Below are 14,964 nucleotides of genomic sequence, written 5' to 3'. Positions count from 1 at the left end.
CTGCTTTGATCCAAAAGCCCTGGTCAGGTGCTCAAGCCTCCTTCGCAACGCCTGGCTGACTTCGCTGGAAACGTTCGTGCTCGTGGGCAACCTATCGGCGATTTCGCAAGGTTCCCGGCGCATGGGCGTCAGGATTTCCACATAGTGTCACCCCGCCCATCCGCATCCCGCAGGCCGTTGCCATGCTGAACCGATGAATCCAACGTCAGCCCAAAGAATCGTCAGCCCGCTCCCCGGGCGCGGCCACATCTGGAGAACCGACGAGTTACTCCGGTTTGGTCTCAACAGCCGGGGGATCAAGGCACTACTGGACTCCGGCGACCTCCATCGCTTGAGATATGGCTGCTACATCAGGGCCAGCAAATGGAACGCTCTTGGGCCGGGGAGGCAGGCAAAGGCACGAATCGTGGCGCATGCGCACGGGACCCTGACGACGTCGACAGGTGGTTTTGTGTATAGCCATTTGTCGGCGGCACGGCTTCATGGTCTCTTTCTGTGGGGTGTTGAGGACAAGGTCCATATCCTGCATCAGGCCAGGCCATCAGCGGATCGTTGGGGCAAGGACGTCCGAGGACACACCGGGCACTTCGCTGAGGGCGACGTCGTTGTGGTTGACGGCCTGCGGGCCACCACGCTGGAACGCACCGTCTTCGACTGTGTCAGGATGCTGAGTTATCCAAAAGCACTCGTGATCATTGATCACAGTCTCAGAATGGGTGCCGACATCTCAGCGCTTGCTGAGCGGGCGGCAGCCTCGGATGGCAAACGGGGTGTGCGCACGTTGCGCAAGGCGTTGGAGAACGCGGATCCGCGGTCCGAGTCGGCCGGCGAGACGCTGACCCGTGAGTTGATGCAAAGGCTGCGCATCAAACCCCCACAGCCACAATTTGAGGTGCAATCCCGGCTGGGTCGCCATCGGATGGATTTCGCCTGGGAGGAGGAGAAACTGGCTCTGGAGTTTGACGGGCGGACAAAATACTTCGATTTCAAGCCGACGGGTGAGGTCATCTATCAAGAGCGACGGCGGGAAAAGGCGCTCGTCGAGGAAGGTTGGCGGTTCATCCGGGTCGAGTGGAAGGACCTGTTCCAGGAGCGCGCCTTCAAGGAACGTATCCTTCGGGCGTTCAGGTGAGGGACCCGCGCGCGAGTTCGCGGGAACCCTGCGTTCTCGCATGGAACCTTCCGGCGATCCTGCAGGCTTCCGACGAACTCGGCGGCCGGAAGAGTCCTAGTAGCCCGACGCGGCGCCGTCGATCATCGCCCCAGAAGGGCTGACGAGGTACCAGACGCCGCCGACGCCCTGGCCGGTGACGTCGCCTGCGGCTTTGTCCTTGGCGTAGTAGTACAGGGGCATTCCATTCAGGGTTACCTGCTTCTTCCCGTCAGGGGTGGCGATGGTTCCCACCGTGCCGGTGACGCCTTCAACGGTGGGAGCGTCCGACGTCGTCGTGAAAACGGGCCAGGCCTGCAGGCAAGCGCCGGTGCAGGCGCTGGTGCCTGAGTCCTTCACATCCTTGGTGAAGAAGTAGAGGCTCATGCCCTTGCTGTCCACCACGATCTGCCCCGCGCTGGATGGCGCAACCTTCATTTCGGCCCCAGCCGCAGAGCTGGACGACGAGCTGGACGACGAGCTGGCCGACGAACCGGTCGACGAGGGAGAGGCGGAGGAGGTAGCGGCCGGCGGGGGAGCCGAGGTGGTGCTGGTTCCGGGGCTGCCACCACATCCCGCCAAAGCAGCCGCGAGAACGACGGCGCCGAGTCCAAAGCTGAGTTGTTTCTTCATGTCCCGCTCCTTTGACGAGCCGGTCGGGATGGGCCGGCGCTAACCCCTACGACGCCGGCGGGGTGAGAATGGTTCACGACGCTGAACCTTTTACCCGCGTGGGTCGTCGTATAGGCGAAAGGGCAGTGGAAAGGGCGAGGGAGGTGGCTATGCCTTTGGACGAGGACGTGGTGGCTGCAATCTATCGCGACCATGGCACGGCCCTGAAACGCTTCGTTCTCAGCTGCACCTCCGATGCCCACCAAGCCGACGACGTCGTTCAGGAAACCATCCTCAAGGTGTGGCAGCACGCCCCGCAAATCACGGGAAGCCTGCGCAGCTACCTCTTCCGGACGGCCCGCAACGTGATCATCGACAACTACAGAAAGGCGCAGCGGCGACCCTCCGAAACAGGCGAGCACGACCTCCCGGACCATGCGGCCACTGAACGCGTGGACGAGCTCCTCAACCGGGTGCTCATGGAGGAAGCGTTGCTCCGGCTCAGCCACGAGCACAGAGAGGTCTTGGTGGCCCTGCACTACCAACGTTTCACCGTCAGCGAGGCAGCACTGCAGCTGAACATCCCGGCGGGAACCGTGAAATCCCGGGCTTTCTATGCTGTGAAAGCCCTCCGAACGATCCTTGATGAAATGGGGGTGGAACGATGAACGGCAACTCCGTCCACCAATTACTGGGCGCCTACCTTTTGGGCGGGCTGGACCCCCAGGAGGAGGGCGCATTCCGGGACCACCTCGCCACCTGCGCCGAGTGCCGCCGCGAGTTGGAGGAGCTCGAAAGCCTCCCCGCATTGCTCGACGCCGTGCCCGCGGCTGACGCCGTCGCCCTCACCACCACCGGCGGCGCACATGTTTTGGCACCTTTGGAGCCGACGCCGGAACCACTTCCCGAGAAGGTCTTGGTCGATTTGTCGGTCCGCAGGCGGAAATCACGACGGCGGTGGGCAGCTGTGGTGGGCGCCGTGGCCGCCGCTTGTCTGGCGGCAGGATTCTTCGGCGGTCCCTTGCTGAACCAGCCTCCCAAACCGGACGCGAGCTACTCGGTGCAGTCGGACACCGGTTTGCAGCTAACCGTGGGCATGGTGAAGAAAACCTGGGGCACCGAACTTGAGGTGGAGGGACGCTCCATGCCGCTTGAAGGCACCCTCTACTTGTGGGTGAAGGGCCGGGACGGCGCCGAGGAACGGACCTGCGGTTGGACAGCCACGCCCAGCGGCCGGATCAAGATTACCGGCGCCACTCCGGTGCAGTTGGCCGGCATTGCGGGCGTTGAGCTCCGCGACGAAGCCGAGAAGACCGTGGCGTCCATTTCGGTGCCTTAGGACTTCAGTGCTCTGGGGCGCCCTGCGTCCGCAATTCCGCCACCAGGGCAGGGTCTTCGCAGGCCTTGGCAAATGCCTCGATCCTGCGTTCAATTTCGCGGCCAAGCAGCCAGCTTCCGATCCTCTCGGCCAACGGCTTCACCAGAGCCGGGCGGCATGAAAAGGTGTACTTCCAGACTGCCCGGGTGCCGCCGTCGTCCTCGGTAAAGCGCCAGCCGCCGCCGAAGTTTTCAAAGAACCACGGCCCGGACACCATCGTCATACCGACGTTGCGGGGTGGTGTGTAGGAGACGTATTCGCTGACCATTTTCAGGCCCATGCGGGAGACCGTCCGTGTCCGGACGCCTTTGCCCGCCGCCGTGGCTCCGTCCAGGAACCCTTGGGCGGAAATGAAGGGGTCCCATTTGAGCCTGAATGCGCCCGTGGTCTGGGAGAGGGCGAAGGCGGTTGCCGGATCCAACCGGATGAACCGTTCGGCGCGTACCTGTGGCATTTAGAAACCCTTACCTGAACCGAGCACCAGGAAGACCATGAAGACAATGCCAAAGATGTTGACGGCCATAATGGCCAATCCGATGATGCCCGTGATGCGGCCCGCATTCATGCGCCCGGCGCGAAACACAGCGATCAGTCCGCAGACCACAGCAACGATGGCCAGCAGTACCGCAACCCCCGCCAGGATCAGCGCGCCAAACCACCAGGCGTCGTTGCCCTCGTTGTAACGGCTCATCGCCGAGGCGACGGCTGCAATGCCCAAGGGAATGCTGACCACTGCGGCGATCGGCGAGAGCACCGCAGTGATAATGCTCGTGATTCCGGCACCCAAGCCGCGGTTACCGGTGCGTTCGGGTTGTTGGTAGTAGTCGATCGGTGGCTGGTAGCTCATGGTTCCCCCAAAGTTCTGCGGTTAGATCTTGCGGTAGGTGAGGTCGAAAATCATGCGCCCGGCCTCGTGGGCTTTGTTCTCGAAGCTGGTCCGGATGCGGCCTTCGAATCGGGGAGCCCAGCCACCTTCCTGGTCCACGCCTTCGTTGGGGCCGGTATGTTCCGTGCTGACAGGCGCGCGGCCCTCCCTGACGGGAGCGCCTCCCACTACGGATTCGACGCCGGATTGCCACACTTGCGTCAGCGGGCTCTCCTCGCCGCTGCGCTCGCCTTCGTGCATGTTCTCGAATTCCTTTGAATCTGCCAGGACTTCGCGGACGTGCACAGCGTAGTTGGACCAGTCAGTGGCGATGCGCCAGTAGCCGCCCTTTTTCAGCGCCTTGGCAGCAACGGAAGCAAAGGCAGGCTGGATGAGGCGGCGCTTGTGGTGCCGGGCCTTGTGCCACGGATCCGGGAAGAATACCCACAGCTCGCTTACTGAACCCTCAGGGAGCATCGACTCCAGGACCTCGGGAGCGTTGGCTTCCACCACGCGCACGTTGGTCAGCCCGCGGCTGTTGATCTTGATGATGGTGTTGGCCAGCCCCGGCGTGTAGACCTCGACGGCAAGGAAGTCCTTGTCTGGATTCTGCTCCGCGGCATGAACGACGGCGTCACCCAAACCTGAACCGATCTCCACGATCAGGGGTGCCTTGCGTCCGAAGACAGCTTCGGCGTCGAAGGTGTAGTCCGGGTGCACGGACGTGTTGGCGACGTGGCGGGGAACCTGGATGGCCCAGCGCTCGGCGTGCTCTTCCCAGGCTGCCTGCCTGCGACCCTGCAAACGGGTGCCACGGCGTACGAAGCTGACAGGGCGGCCACCGTAGGTTCCGAAGGAGGCCTGGGTACCGGGCGTGACGGGTCGCGGGGAATCTGGGGTTTCACTCATCCTTTCCAGAATACTTTGGTTGGGCTGGGGGCTCTGCAGAGGGGGGCGCCGGGGCTATGGCTTGCCCCGGCGTTCCGGGAAGACCACTACGGTGGGGACCCCACAGCCACGAAGTACGTGGGACGTCTCGAATCCCCGGAATACGAAACGGCCAGGCCGCAGCGGTTCGGGCGATACTTGACTCTGACACTGTGGAAGGCGAGAGAACTGGGACATGTTATCCATCGGAGCTTTCGCGCAGATCGGGCAGGTGACCCATCGGATGCTGCGGCATTGGGATACCGCAGGTCTGCTCGTACCAGCCCATGTTGACGAGTTCAGCGGCTACCGATCCTATGATCCCTCTCAACTTGAGCGTCTGCATCGAATCGTCGCACTGCGCCAGCTCGGCTTCGGCCTCAACGATATTTCGTCGATTCTTGACCAGGGCGTCGAGGCCGATCGCATCGCAACTCTGTTGCGGATTCGCCGCGCAGAGGTTGAGCAGGAATACCGGATCGCTGCCGGCCGACTCGTAGACGTGCAACGGCGTCTCCACCTCATCGAGAAAGAGAACCACATGTCCCAGATCGAGATCATTGAGAAGCCCCTGCCCGCTGTCCGCCTGGCAGCACGCCGCACGGTCGTAGCAGACCAGCCCGAGGTTGCAAGTGTCGTGGGTCCCTCCTTTGACGCTGTCTCCCAGATCATCGGCGATGAGCGCGGAACTCTGGAGACGCCAGTCGCGCTTTACGAGACGGTTGAAGACGGCCTGCAAGTCATCGCCGGTTACGCCTACACGGGACCCGCCCGCGACGGCTTCGAGATCATCGAGCTGCCGGTCGTTGAAAATGCCGTCTGCGGCGTCCATCTCGGCTCCATGGAGCACATTGCAGAAAGCTGGCAAGCGCTCCACGCTGAGATCTTCGCTCGAGGGCTGGTCCACTCAGGGCCATGCCGGGAACTCTACGTCCGAGCGATTTCAGAGGATCAGTCCGATTGGGTGACCGAGTTGCAGCAGCCTGTTCGTCGCGGCTGACGCATCGAACGGTAAAGAAGAGGCGGGAGAATTGCGGGGTGCGCTACGCTCCGGTCTATGCCATCCTCTTGGACCGTCCTGATCTCTGTGCACGCAATAGCCGCCAGCTATGCACTCATCTTTGGAGCTGTTAACCTTCTGCGGCGAACCAAAGGCGGCAGCCTTCATAAGGTTGTAGGCCGAATCTGGGTTGCTTCCATGTACATCGTGGTGCTGACCTCTTTCGGAATCCGGACCATAGATGGCGGGTTCAACTGGCTCCATGCACTCTCAGTTCTGACGTTCTGCACACTGACGGCAGGACTATGGGCGGTCCGAAAAGGGAACATCCGTGCCCACCGAAGCTTCATGACCGGTAGCTACTTCGGTCTGATCGGCGCCTTTGTGGGTGTGGTGGCAGTACCCTCGCGTCGCATCCCCCAGCTCGCCATCCATGAGCTTCCCTTGCTGGCGCTGCTAATTCTTGTTCTGCTGGGCACAGCAGCCCTGACGATTCTGGGCCTTGCCCAGCTTCGCAAAGTGCCCGGAGCTTGACGTACTGGTCCGGTTTCATCCACGCTTCAGCGGTTTCAGCCGTCATGGACTCGTCGATGACGGCCGCCGCGGTTGCTGCCCCGTTCGGCATGGCCATAAAGCTGTTCACCGAGGTGCTATCAGGGCCTTCTGTCATGAAGTAATTGGCCACAACCCCCAAGTAGTAGCGGACCGGGAATTCAGGGGAGGGGTACTCATCCCTTACGAACGCGAAGTGCGAGGCCCCATCACGGCTGTCGAACGCGCTGAGTTCCTGGGAGTCGAGGATGGTGCGGTTGACCGGCCCTCCAACCAGCCCTCCGGTGCCTCCGCTGGTGATGTGGGCAACTTCCTCACCGGTCTCGTTGAAGATATTGGCAGCCAGCGAGTTCTCTTCTCCACCGGGGTTGTCAGCAAATTGGTTGTACGGCGCCTGCTGCACCTGGACAGACCATCCGGCGGGCACAGTGAAGGAAATGTGGCCGTCCGGGAACGTCAAGGTGCCATTCCCGTAGTCGGGCGAGAGGCGCGGGGTTGAGGGGACAACGGGGGTCACCGGCGTCTCTGCAACGACTGCCGGCGGGATGGTCGCCTGGGACGAGGGGACCGTGGACTCGACAGGAGCGATCGGTGCTGTGGGCACCGAGACCGGTGTTGGCCTTGAGGGATTCCCAATAACCGGGGGAACTACTGCCGGTGACGTGACAGTGGCCACCGCCGGCTCATCATCTGGTGCTACAGCCACGGCTCCAGAGGGGGGAATCGCTTCCTCCACAGAAGCAGCAGGTGGCAGTGTGAAGGTCGGGACTTCCTTGGAAGCTGCAGCTGTGGTTGACGTTGCAGCCACAGGTGGCACCGGCGTGCACGCAGTGAGAGTAAGTGCAAGTGCTAGCGACGTAAGAATGGCGTACTTCGCGTAGCCGGATCGGTGGTGCTTCGTGGCTGGGTTCCTTCCCCCTTGGACGAGCCGAGCAGATCAGCCTGCTCACCCATGTTGTTTCCAGACAGGAACGAATAGTTACACCGGAACGGGGGGAGTTCTGTAACTCGTCGACCCTGCGTACGGTCCGGCCCAAAAATGCCCCCGTGTTCGATGCCCCGGGATGCTGTCGCTCAGGGTGCGGATTGTCTGCACAGTGTGTTGTCCGGCGAGAGTTCTTGAGCGACTGAAGGAACCCTGAACAAGGGCATGAGCCACTGAATCAGCGGTCCGATCAAAAACGCTTCAGCTATGGTGCCGATCCCGAGGGTCCCGCCCAGCAGCCAGCCAGCTGCAGCAACCGTTATCTCGATCAGTGTGCGGCAGTTGCGGATCGACCAGCCGGTCCGCTGGGCCAAGCCGGTCATCAGCCCGTCCCGTGCACCCGGGCCGAAGGAGGCCCCAAGATAGCTGGCGCTGGCGACAGCCAGGAGCACCAGCCCCCCGGCAAGATAGACGAGTTGCCAGAGAAGCCCGTCGGCCTGTGGAATCAAAGGCATCGACAAATCAACGAAAGCGCCGACCAGCACGGCGTTCGCCAAGGTGCCCCAGCCCGGGCGCATCCTCAGCGGGATCCACAGGAGGAGCACGAGAAAGCTGATCGCGACGATGACCATTCCGGTGCTGACCCCCGTCAGCCGAGCCAGGCCTTGGTGAAAGATGTCCCATGGGGAGATTCCAAGCCCAGCCTTGATGAGGACTGCAATGGAAAAACCGAAGAGTGACAGTCCTGCGAGCAATTGAGTGATTCTGCGAGTCAACATCACATCAGCATCCCGTGAACTGGCTTTGAAATATGTAGCCAGTTTGAACCTCTGGCTATCTCCCTGGTCAGAACTCATTGGTAAGTCTCATGTGGCACCCGTAGACCTCTCAGCGGCTGAAACCTCAGGTGGCCGGTCTATCCGACCGATCCCTTGATGAGTTTGACCAGAGCATCGCCATGGGTCAGTTGCGGATGGTGCCCGGCACCCGGCACCGGGATCAGATCAATATTTGGGAGTATTTCGAGCTCCTCAACCACGCTCGGGGCGATGGGGTCCTCGCTTCCCGTGATGATGCGGACCGGGCCGGTGAATCGCCCCAGCGCTTCCCGGAGTTCGCTACGCCACTGCTTCGATCCCGCAAGGGCGAGCTGCTTGGCTACTCTCTTGGCGCTGCTTCGTTTGAGGTCACTGAGGCTGGACTGGAGAGCAGCCGCGTTCGCTTCTGATCCGGTCAGTTGCTGTGACAGCCGTGCCGGGTCGGTGTGTCGCAGGTAGGTCGATACGAGTGGCCGCAGTCCGGCCGAGGCGCCCCTTGGGGTTTGGAGGAAGAACGGTGCGATCAGTGTGAGGGACTTGACCTGCGCCGGGATCCGGTCAGCCGCGACTACTGCTGCAGCCGCGCCGATGGAGTGGCCAATGAGGTCAGCAGGTTCCCCACCCAGCACGTCGGGCAGCCACTGTTCCCAGTCCTGAACGCCTGTTCCTCTGCTGAGGCCGAGTCCGGGCAGGTCTACGACCCGCGCGCCGATACCCGACGCCACCTCGGCCCACGTGTCTGCGTTGACCGGCAGGCCGGGAAGGACAACCTTGCTGGAGCGGGATTCGCCGAGCTCGAATGTCCTCAGGCCGCCAGCGTCGACGAATCGACGGCCGTCAGCCATGGCGGCACCAAACCGATGCGCGGCCAGGTGCTCGGCCCACCGTTCCAGGGAAACCAGAACGTCGGGCATCTCGATCTTGTGTCTGTCGGCGAACTCGATGGCAGACTCTGTCGGATAGCGATCGGAGGACATGAAGGTGAGCGTCTCGGGATCCGCCTTGGTGATCCGCTGCGGGAGCCGCTTGATGACTCCGACCGGCATCCTTACCCGCGGAACCTTCGCGCCGAGATGCCGTCCAACGTGCGTGAGCAGGTCTGCCAACGGCGGGGTGGCGTCGTCGAGAACCCAATATGCCTGGCCCGCCGCAGCCGGATCGACCGCTGCTGCCGCCATGAAGGCCGCTAGGTAGTCGACCGTGACGACCGGGAGGAACGTCGCTTGGTTTCCAGGCAGTGCGGCAACGGTGCCGTCCCAGATCTGCTCTATGGTGGTCGCCAGCCCAATGAGCTGGTCGGACTCCCCGGTCACGCTGTCACCGATCACGCTGGACGGGTTGACGATGGTCCAGGGGACTCCACGCTCCAGCGCCCGGGCCTGGAAGATGGCATCGGATTCCACCTTTGAGGCTTCGTAGGCGCCAAGTTCCTGGTAGGTCGCGGCGCGGTGGTCCTCTGACCACGGAACAGTTGTGGGGTCCTGTCCGCCGACGCGGTAGCCCGACACGTGGACCACGCGCTGCAGATTGGGGAGCTCTTGGGCGAAGTCGATCAACTTCTCGACGATGCCGACGTTCGCGCTGCGGGCCTCTTGCACGGTCATCCCGAATCGGTAGGACCCGGCGCAGTTGTGAATCTCGGTGACGAAGGGGAACGCCGATGGACCGCCCGCGAGGATCCCAGGAGCATCGAAGTCAACGATCGTCGTGCTGATGCTCCGTGTGAGGCCATGCTCCCTGACCCACTGCTCTACGCGCGCACCCGACTCGGCGGTCCGAACCGCCGCCGTAACGTTCGCACCAGCCGCGGCAAGGGTCAAGACGAGGTGCCGGCCGACCATTCCCGAGGCCCCGAAGACCAGGGCATGACGGGATTCTCCGGGGAGTGTCATCGTGTCCCCCCAATGCTCTTGCAGCGCTGGTTGATGAGCTCCGCCACGACGTCGGCGGCCGAAACCAGGGGTTGAGTATTCTGCATGGCGCGAGAGACGATGACCGCCCCCTCGATCGTCGACACGACGACGGTTGCCAGGGATCGTGCTTCCTCCGCGTCAACACCGCTGGCCTCGAGGAGCGCGGACGTCGGGGCAATCCAGGCCTCGAAGGCAGCGGCGCACGCCTTTCGCAGTCGCTCGCTCTCCGCGCCCATCTCCAAGGTGACGACGGAAACCGGGCAACCCAGCCGGAAGTTACTCTCGCTAACGATGGTCGCCAAGGCCTCTATCACGGCACGGGCAACCTCGGCCGCACCGCCCGCGGAAAGTGCGGCCTCTGTAATCAACATTTCGAACTGCTTCGCGGCGAGTTCGACCGCTGCAACGCCCAGCCCCTCCTTCCCGTCGGGGAAGTGGAAGTAGATCGACCCCTTGGGTGCCGCGGCATGTTCGATCACAGCATTCAGGCCCGTGCCGCTGTAGCCGCTGGTCTGTATGAGTTGGAGCATGGACTCTGCGAGCCGTGCCTTTGTCAGGTTTCCTTTGGATGCCATAGTGAAATAATAGACCAGTCTACATATTTTCTAAATCGCTCCGAAGCTGTGGGATGGCGCACTTGGGGTCCTGTCGTGAAACACAACGACAAGCCCCGGTCGGCTGCAATTACGCCGTTGTCCCGATATTCATGGTTTTTCAATTCGGCAAGCCAAAATCGTGAAGGCTGAAGCCAACAGTCCCCACGTGGATATGTCGCGGGCTGGTCACAATGACCCCACCACGCATCCCCAACCCTCGGCTGACAGAATAGGACGTGTGACCTCCTCCAAGACGCCCGGCTACCCAGAGAAATCAGTCCTCCCTGAAATAGCAGTGGACGCCGAGATCGACGACGAGCCGGCAGCGGACCCAACGCAACTCCGCGGCAAGAAGAGCCTCGTCTACCTTGGCATCTGTCTGGTGCTGATTGGCCTGAACCTGCGTACCGTCTTCTCCAGTTTCTCCGCGGTCCTTCCGGAAATAACGTCCGACGCCGGTCTGCCGGGCTGGTCGCTGGTGGTCCTCACCACCGTGCCGGTCACCTTGCTGGGCGTCTTCGCACCCTTCGCTCCCTTCCTGGCCCGCCGATTCGGTGCAGAACGGGTGCTCCTGGGTGCCATGGCCGTCCTCACGCTCGGGCTGCTCCTGAGGCCCCTGGAGATCCCCGGCGCAGGTCATCTGCCCATGCTTCTCGCCGGTACAGCGGCTTGCGGAGCCGCCATCGCGCTGTGCAACGTCCTCCTTCCGGGCGTCGTCAAAAGGGATTTCCCGCACCGCCTTGGCGTGATGGGCGGCCTCTACACCACAGCAATATGCGCATCGGCGGCCCTTGGTGCGGGCTTCACGTATCCGGTCTTTGCGGCAACCGGTCACTGGACCTCGGCGCTGTGGTTCTGGGCGGTGCCTGCCGCCGTCGTACTCTTGCTTTTCCTGCCGCTGGCAATCCGCCAGCCATCGGTAAAGCACCAGGCCGTCCACGGTGGCGTGAATGTATGGCGTTCAGCGGTGGCGTGGCAGGTGACCTTGTTCATGGTGCTGCAGGCCATGATGTCGTTCAGCGTGTTCGCCTGGATGGCGCCTATCCTTCGCGACAGGGGGATCGACGGCGGAACGGCCGGGTTGATCGTTTCGGTGTCGATCGTGCTGCAGATGCTCGGCTCTCTGTTTGCCCCTGCATTGGCCACGCGCTTCAAGGACCAGCGGATCATCAACATGGTGGTGGCGCTGATGACGGGCGGTGGGTTTGCGCTCACCATCTTTGGCCCCACGGAGCTGATCTGGGTCTGGACCGGGCTCAACGGGCTGGGACAGGGATCGCTGACAGCCGTGGCCTTGACCATGATCATGGTCCGCACCCGCGACGCCCACACCGCCGCGCACCTGTCCGGAATGATGCAGGGCGTCGGCTACGGTGTGGGCTCGGTCGGCACACTGATGGTGGGCCAACTCCATCAGGCAACGAGCGGGTTCGCAGCGGCCGGCATCCTGTTCCTGGTAGTCGGGAGCCTGGCAGCGTTCTTCGGATACCGCGCCGGCCGCGACCGCTTCGTTTAACGTTGTGAGGCCCACTCTGCATCCCAAAACCTCGGGGAAGTGCGCAGAGCGGGCCTCGCAACGAAAGGGAACTTAGACGGTCAGGTCCTTGCCCTTGGTCTCCGGGATGGAGAAGGCGAACGCGATGCCCACCAGCAGCAGGATCACGGCGTACACGTTGAACAGGTAGCCCTGCCCGATGCTGCCGAGCCAGGTCTGCAGGTACGGAGCCGTGCCACCGAAGACCGCGACGCAGATGGAGTACGGGACGCCGACGCCGATGGTGCGGATGTGGGTCGGGAACAGTTCCGCGTAGACGGCCGGAACGATCGCAGCGCTGCCGGCGATGAAGAACAGCATCACGGACATGGACACTGCGAGCTGCCACGGCGAGTCCTTGAGCAGCCACGTCATCGGGAAGTGCAGCAGAGCGGCGCCGGCCGCTGACGCGATGATCACCGGCTTCCTCCCGATACGGTCGGACAGCTTGCCCCAGAACGGCAGGGCCGCGATGAAGACGACGTTGGCGATCACACCGGCCCACAGGGCTTCACCGCGGTCCATCTTCAGGGACGTTGCTGCATAGCTCGGAGCCACGACACCCCAGATGTAGTAGACCACCGTCAGGCCCACCGTGAGGCCGATAACCTGCAGGGCCTGCTTCCGGTACTTGATGATCTGCGGCAGGATCGGGAGGCGCTTTTCGGTGGGAGCCTCAGCCTCGAACGCCTCGGTTTCCTTCATCTTGGCCCGCATGAACAGAGCGTAGATGCCCAAGGCTCCACCGATGAGGAACGGGATGCGCCAGCCCCAGGCGCTCATCTCTTCCTTGCTCAGGACACCTGTGAGGATCGCGCCCAGCAGGGTGCCGGCCAGGATTCCGGCGGTGCCGGACGTGTAGATGAGGGTTGCCCAGAAGCCACGGTGTTCCTTGGGTGCCATCTCGGACAAATACGTTTGCGACGACGGCAGCTCACCTCCGTGCGCCAGGCCCTGGATGAGCCGGGCCACCAGCAGCATCACCGAAGCGAAGGCACCAACAGCAGCGAATGTTGGCGCAATACCGATGAGCAGGCTGCCCACCGCACCAAGGGCCACGGCCACCGTCATGGACGTCTTGCGGCCAATCCGGTCGCCGATCCAGCCGAACACGAAGCCACCGAACGGACGGGCCACAAACCCGACGGCGAAGATCGCCAGGGTGGACAGCACGGCCGACGTGGGGTCCGCCTGGCTGAACAAGGCACTCGCGATGAACGGCGAGAAGGTTGCGTAAATTGCCCAGTCGTACCATTCAACGGCGTTGCCGATGCCGGTACCGACCAGCGTGCGCAGGTGCGACTTGTGGACCTTGACGTCGGGAGACGTTCCTACAGTGGCGGTCATGTGGTTCTCCAAAGTGGGGAGGGGTGGGAGTTAGTTGCCGGCGAGGGCGGCGATGCGGGACACGGCGAGTTCGGCGTACAGCGCGGCACCGTCGGTGAGGACGCCGTCGTCGAACAGTGCATAAGGCGAGTGGTTGAACGGCGACGTCGTGTGGTCGGCGCCGGGAGCAACGGCACTGAGGCCCACGAAGGTGCCGGGGACTTCGGCGAGGACGCGGGAGAAGTCCTCGGAACCGCTGAGGGGAGTGGCCATCCGGGTGTGCCGGGACTCGCCGAACATCCCGGCGATGACCTTCTCGGCGGTGGTGGTCTCGTCCTCGTCGTTGATGGTCAGCGGGTATTCCTCCTGGTAGTGCACGTCCACCTCCAAACCGTGGGCTGCCGCGATTCCCTGGAGCAGCCGGGGTACTGCTTCCATCATCTTCCGCCGGGACGCCTCGGAGAAGGTCCTGATGGTGGCTTCGATGCGGGCGGTCTCGGGAATGACGTTCCGCTTGGTCCCTGCGTGCAGGACCCCGACGGTCAGGACAACGGGATCGAACATGTTGAACTGACGGGTGACCATGACCTGCAACGCCGTGACCATTTCGGCAGCAGCCGTGACGGGGTCCTTGGCGGAGTACGGAGCGGAGCCGTGGCCGCCCGCTCCCAGGACTGTGACAACCAGCCCGTCCGAGGAACTGAGCATGACGCCTGGTTTGGTGACGAACTGGCCGTGCGGTTCAAGCGAGGAGAACACGTGCATTCCGTAGGCAGTATCCGCGCGACGGCCTGCGGCGTCCAGGACGCCTTCCTTGATCATGTAGCTCGCGCCGTCGAAGCCTTCTTCGCCGGGCTGGAACATGAGGATGACGTCGCCGGCGAGTTGGTCCCGACGTTCGGCCAGCAACGTCGCAGCGCCGGCCAGCATGGAGGTGTGGAGGTCGTGGCCGCAGGCGTGCATCGCGCCATCAATACGGGAGGTGTAGTCCACGCCGGTGGTCTCCTGGACGGGGAGTCCGTCCATGTCGGCCCGCAGCAGCACCACGGGCTTCTCGGCCGAAGCGTGGGCCGCACCGCCCCGCAGGACCGCGGTGACCGAGGTCGTTTCTTTGCCAAGGGTGATCTCGTACGGCAGTCCGTCCAGCGCTTTGAGTACCTTTTCCTGGGTCCGGGGGAGCTGCAGTCCGATTTCGGGTTCACGGTGGAGGTCGTGCCGGAGGCGGACGATGTCGTCCTTCAATTCGCGGGCGTCGGCGGCGATTGTCATGTGTTCTCCTGGGGCTGTCCGGGGTTTTTGTTCCTGAGAACATTGTGTGGTGACGTGATTCACACAGCGGAAAACATCTGGAAATATGCATCTTCTCTC

General features: G+C 62.9%; 16 protein-coding genes. 7 read left to right on the top strand and 9 right to left on the bottom strand.

Features of this window, described 5'->3' with window-relative positions; all coding sequences use genetic code 11:
• Positions 1 to 193 precede the first annotated feature (193 nt).
• Entirely contained in the window at positions 194 to 1,132 is a 939-nt protein-coding gene (locus QF015_RS12160) for a type IV toxin-antitoxin system AbiEi family antitoxin domain-containing protein (RefSeq protein ID WP_429389287.1), read from the top strand.
• Positions 1,133 to 1,228: 96 nt separating this feature from the next.
• Here QF015_RS12160 and QF015_RS12155 read toward each other — a convergent pair whose 3' ends face one another.
• Positions 1,229 to 1,783 carry a COG4315 family predicted lipoprotein gene (locus tag QF015_RS12155; RefSeq protein WP_429389285.1) on the bottom strand — a complete coding sequence of 185 codons (555 nt, stop codon included), beginning with the start codon at positions 1,781 to 1,783 and terminating at the stop codon, positions 1,229 to 1,231.
• 149 nt (positions 1,784 to 1,932) lie between these two features.
• On the opposite strand from QF015_RS12155, the gene QF015_RS12150 reads away from it, so the two are divergent.
• The gene (locus QF015_RS12150) at positions 1,933 to 2,430 is read left to right on the top strand and encodes a sigma-70 family RNA polymerase sigma factor (protein WP_310210736.1); all 498 of its coding nucleotides are present in this window, start codon (positions 1,933 to 1,935) and stop codon (positions 2,428 to 2,430) included.
• Complete coding sequence (locus tag QF015_RS12145; protein ID WP_310210734.1) at positions 2,427 to 3,101, top strand: zf-HC2 domain-containing protein; 675 nt, start codon at positions 2,427 to 2,429, stop codon at positions 3,099 to 3,101. The genes QF015_RS12150 and QF015_RS12145 overlap by 4 nt, the downstream gene beginning before the upstream one ends.
• A gap of 4 nt (positions 3,102 to 3,105) precedes the next feature.
• Here QF015_RS12145 and QF015_RS12140 read toward each other — a convergent pair whose 3' ends face one another.
• The 3 genes from QF015_RS12140 to trmB are packed head-to-tail and all read right to left on the bottom strand — an operon-like array spanning position 3,106 to position 4,914.
• Positions 3,106 to 3,594 (bottom strand): type II toxin-antitoxin system RatA family toxin, encoded by a 489-nt coding sequence (locus tag QF015_RS12140; protein WP_310210732.1) that lies wholly within the window; start codon positions 3,592 to 3,594, stop codon positions 3,106 to 3,108.
• Entirely contained in the window at positions 3,595 to 3,987 is a 393-nt protein-coding gene (locus tag QF015_RS12135; RefSeq protein WP_429389283.1) for a hypothetical protein, read from the bottom strand.
• A 21-nt stretch (positions 3,988 to 4,008) separates the two neighbouring features.
• Positions 4,009 to 4,914, bottom strand: a complete 906-nt coding sequence (gene trmB / locus QF015_RS12130; RefSeq protein ID WP_310210726.1) for a tRNA (guanosine(46)-N7)-methyltransferase TrmB — start codon at positions 4,912 to 4,914, stop codon at positions 4,009 to 4,011.
• Between the two features lie 214 nt (positions 4,915 to 5,128).
• On the opposite strand from trmB, the gene QF015_RS12125 reads away from it, so the two are divergent.
• From QF015_RS12125 to QF015_RS12115, 3 genes are all read left to right on the top strand, one after another.
• Entirely contained in the window at positions 5,129 to 5,932 is an 804-nt protein-coding gene (locus QF015_RS12125) for a MerR family transcriptional regulator (RefSeq protein WP_429389280.1), read from the top strand.
• A gap of 57 nt (positions 5,933 to 5,989) precedes the next feature.
• Positions 5,990 to 6,466: a DUF2306 domain-containing protein gene (locus QF015_RS12120; RefSeq protein WP_310210724.1), complete on the top strand. Its 477-nt coding sequence runs from the start codon at positions 5,990 to 5,992 to the stop codon at positions 6,464 to 6,466.
• Between the two features lie 214 nt (positions 6,467 to 6,680).
• Positions 6,681 to 6,983 (top strand): hypothetical protein, encoded by a 303-nt coding sequence (locus QF015_RS12115; RefSeq protein WP_429389278.1) that lies wholly within the window; start codon positions 6,681 to 6,683, stop codon positions 6,981 to 6,983.
• 575 nt (positions 6,984 to 7,558) lie between these two features.
• Here QF015_RS12115 and QF015_RS12110 read toward each other — a convergent pair.
• The 3 genes from QF015_RS12110 to QF015_RS12100 form a co-directional block, all read right to left on the bottom strand.
• Entirely contained in the window at positions 7,559 to 8,188 is a 630-nt protein-coding gene (locus QF015_RS12110; RefSeq protein ID WP_429389512.1) for a YczE/YyaS/YitT family protein, read from the bottom strand.
• Positions 8,189 to 8,325: 137 nt separating this feature from the next.
• The gene (locus tag QF015_RS12105; protein WP_429389276.1) at positions 8,326 to 10,119 is read right to left on the bottom strand and encodes an alpha/beta fold hydrolase; all 1,794 of its coding nucleotides are present in this window, start codon (positions 10,117 to 10,119) and stop codon (positions 8,326 to 8,328) included.
• Positions 10,116 to 10,715, bottom strand: coding sequence for a TetR/AcrR family transcriptional regulator (locus QF015_RS12100; protein WP_429389274.1), 600 nt, complete (start codon positions 10,713 to 10,715; stop codon positions 10,116 to 10,118). Before QF015_RS12100 ends, QF015_RS12105 begins: the two co-directional genes overlap by 4 nt.
• Before the next feature lie 259 nt (positions 10,716 to 10,974).
• Here QF015_RS12100 and QF015_RS12095 point away from each other — a divergent pair, with 259 nt between their 5' ends.
• A complete protein-coding gene (locus tag QF015_RS12095) occupies positions 10,975 to 12,252 on the top strand; it encodes an MFS transporter (protein WP_429389272.1) in 1,278 nt (425 codons plus the stop codon).
• A 72-nt stretch (positions 12,253 to 12,324) separates the two neighbouring features.
• Here the strand turns inward: QF015_RS12095 and QF015_RS12090 are convergent, their stop codons facing one another.
• A complete protein-coding gene (locus QF015_RS12090) occupies positions 12,325 to 13,617 on the bottom strand; it encodes an MFS transporter (RefSeq protein WP_310210709.1) in 1,293 nt (430 codons plus the stop codon).
• Between the two features lie 30 nt (positions 13,618 to 13,647).
• Positions 13,648 to 14,865, bottom strand: coding sequence for a M20 metallopeptidase family protein (locus QF015_RS12085; RefSeq protein ID WP_310210706.1), 1,218 nt, complete (start codon positions 14,863 to 14,865; stop codon positions 13,648 to 13,650).
• Between the last annotated feature and the right edge of the window lie 99 nt (positions 14,866 to 14,964).

The sequence above is a fragment of the Paenarthrobacter sp. TE4293 genome (genome assembly GCF_050435325.1).
Classification (GTDB): domain Bacteria; phylum Actinomycetota; class Actinomycetes; order Actinomycetales; family Micrococcaceae; genus Arthrobacter; species Arthrobacter nitroguajacolicus_C.
Note: the sequence above shows the minus strand (reverse complement) of the source record. Positions and strands in the feature narration are given on the sequence as shown.

Coding starts and splice junctions, on each gene's coding strand:
- QF015_RS12110 (WP_429389512.1), bottom strand. CDS start 8,188: ATGTTGACTCGCAGAATCACTCAATTGCTCGCAGGACTGTCACTCTTC.
- QF015_RS12100 (WP_429389274.1), bottom strand. CDS start 10,715: ATGGCATCCAAAGGAAACCTGACAAAGGCACGGCTCGCAGAGTCCATG.
- QF015_RS12155 (WP_429389285.1), bottom strand. CDS start 1,783: ATGAAGAAACAACTCAGCTTTGGACTCGGCGCCGTCGTTCTCGCGGCT.
- QF015_RS12120 (WP_310210724.1), top strand. CDS start 5,990: ATGCCATCCTCTTGGACCGTCCTGATCTCTGTGCACGCAATAGCCGCC.
- QF015_RS12090 (WP_310210709.1), bottom strand. CDS start 13,617: ATGACCGCCACTGTAGGAACGTCTCCCGACGTCAAGGTCCACAAGTCG.
- QF015_RS12135 (WP_429389283.1), bottom strand. CDS start 3,987: ATGAGCTACCAGCCACCGATCGACTACTACCAACAACCCGAACGCACC.
- QF015_RS12105 (WP_429389276.1), bottom strand. CDS start 10,119: ATGACACTCCCCGGAGAATCCCGTCATGCCCTGGTCTTCGGGGCCTCG.
- trmB (WP_310210726.1), bottom strand. CDS start 4,914: ATGAGTGAAACCCCAGATTCCCCGCGACCCGTCACGCCCGGTACCCAG.
- QF015_RS12145 (WP_310210734.1), top strand. CDS start 2,427: ATGAACGGCAACTCCGTCCACCAATTACTGGGCGCCTACCTTTTGGGC.
- QF015_RS12085 (WP_310210706.1), bottom strand. CDS start 14,865: ATGACAATCGCCGCCGACGCCCGCGAATTGAAGGACGACATCGTCCGC.
- QF015_RS12150 (WP_310210736.1), top strand. CDS start 1,933: ATGCCTTTGGACGAGGACGTGGTGGCTGCAATCTATCGCGACCATGGC.
- QF015_RS12140 (WP_310210732.1), bottom strand. CDS start 3,594: ATGCCACAGGTACGCGCCGAACGGTTCATCCGGTTGGATCCGGCAACC.
- QF015_RS12160 (WP_429389287.1), top strand. CDS start 194: ATGAATCCAACGTCAGCCCAAAGAATCGTCAGCCCGCTCCCCGGGCGC.
- QF015_RS12125 (WP_429389280.1), top strand. CDS start 5,129: ATGTTATCCATCGGAGCTTTCGCGCAGATCGGGCAGGTGACCCATCGG.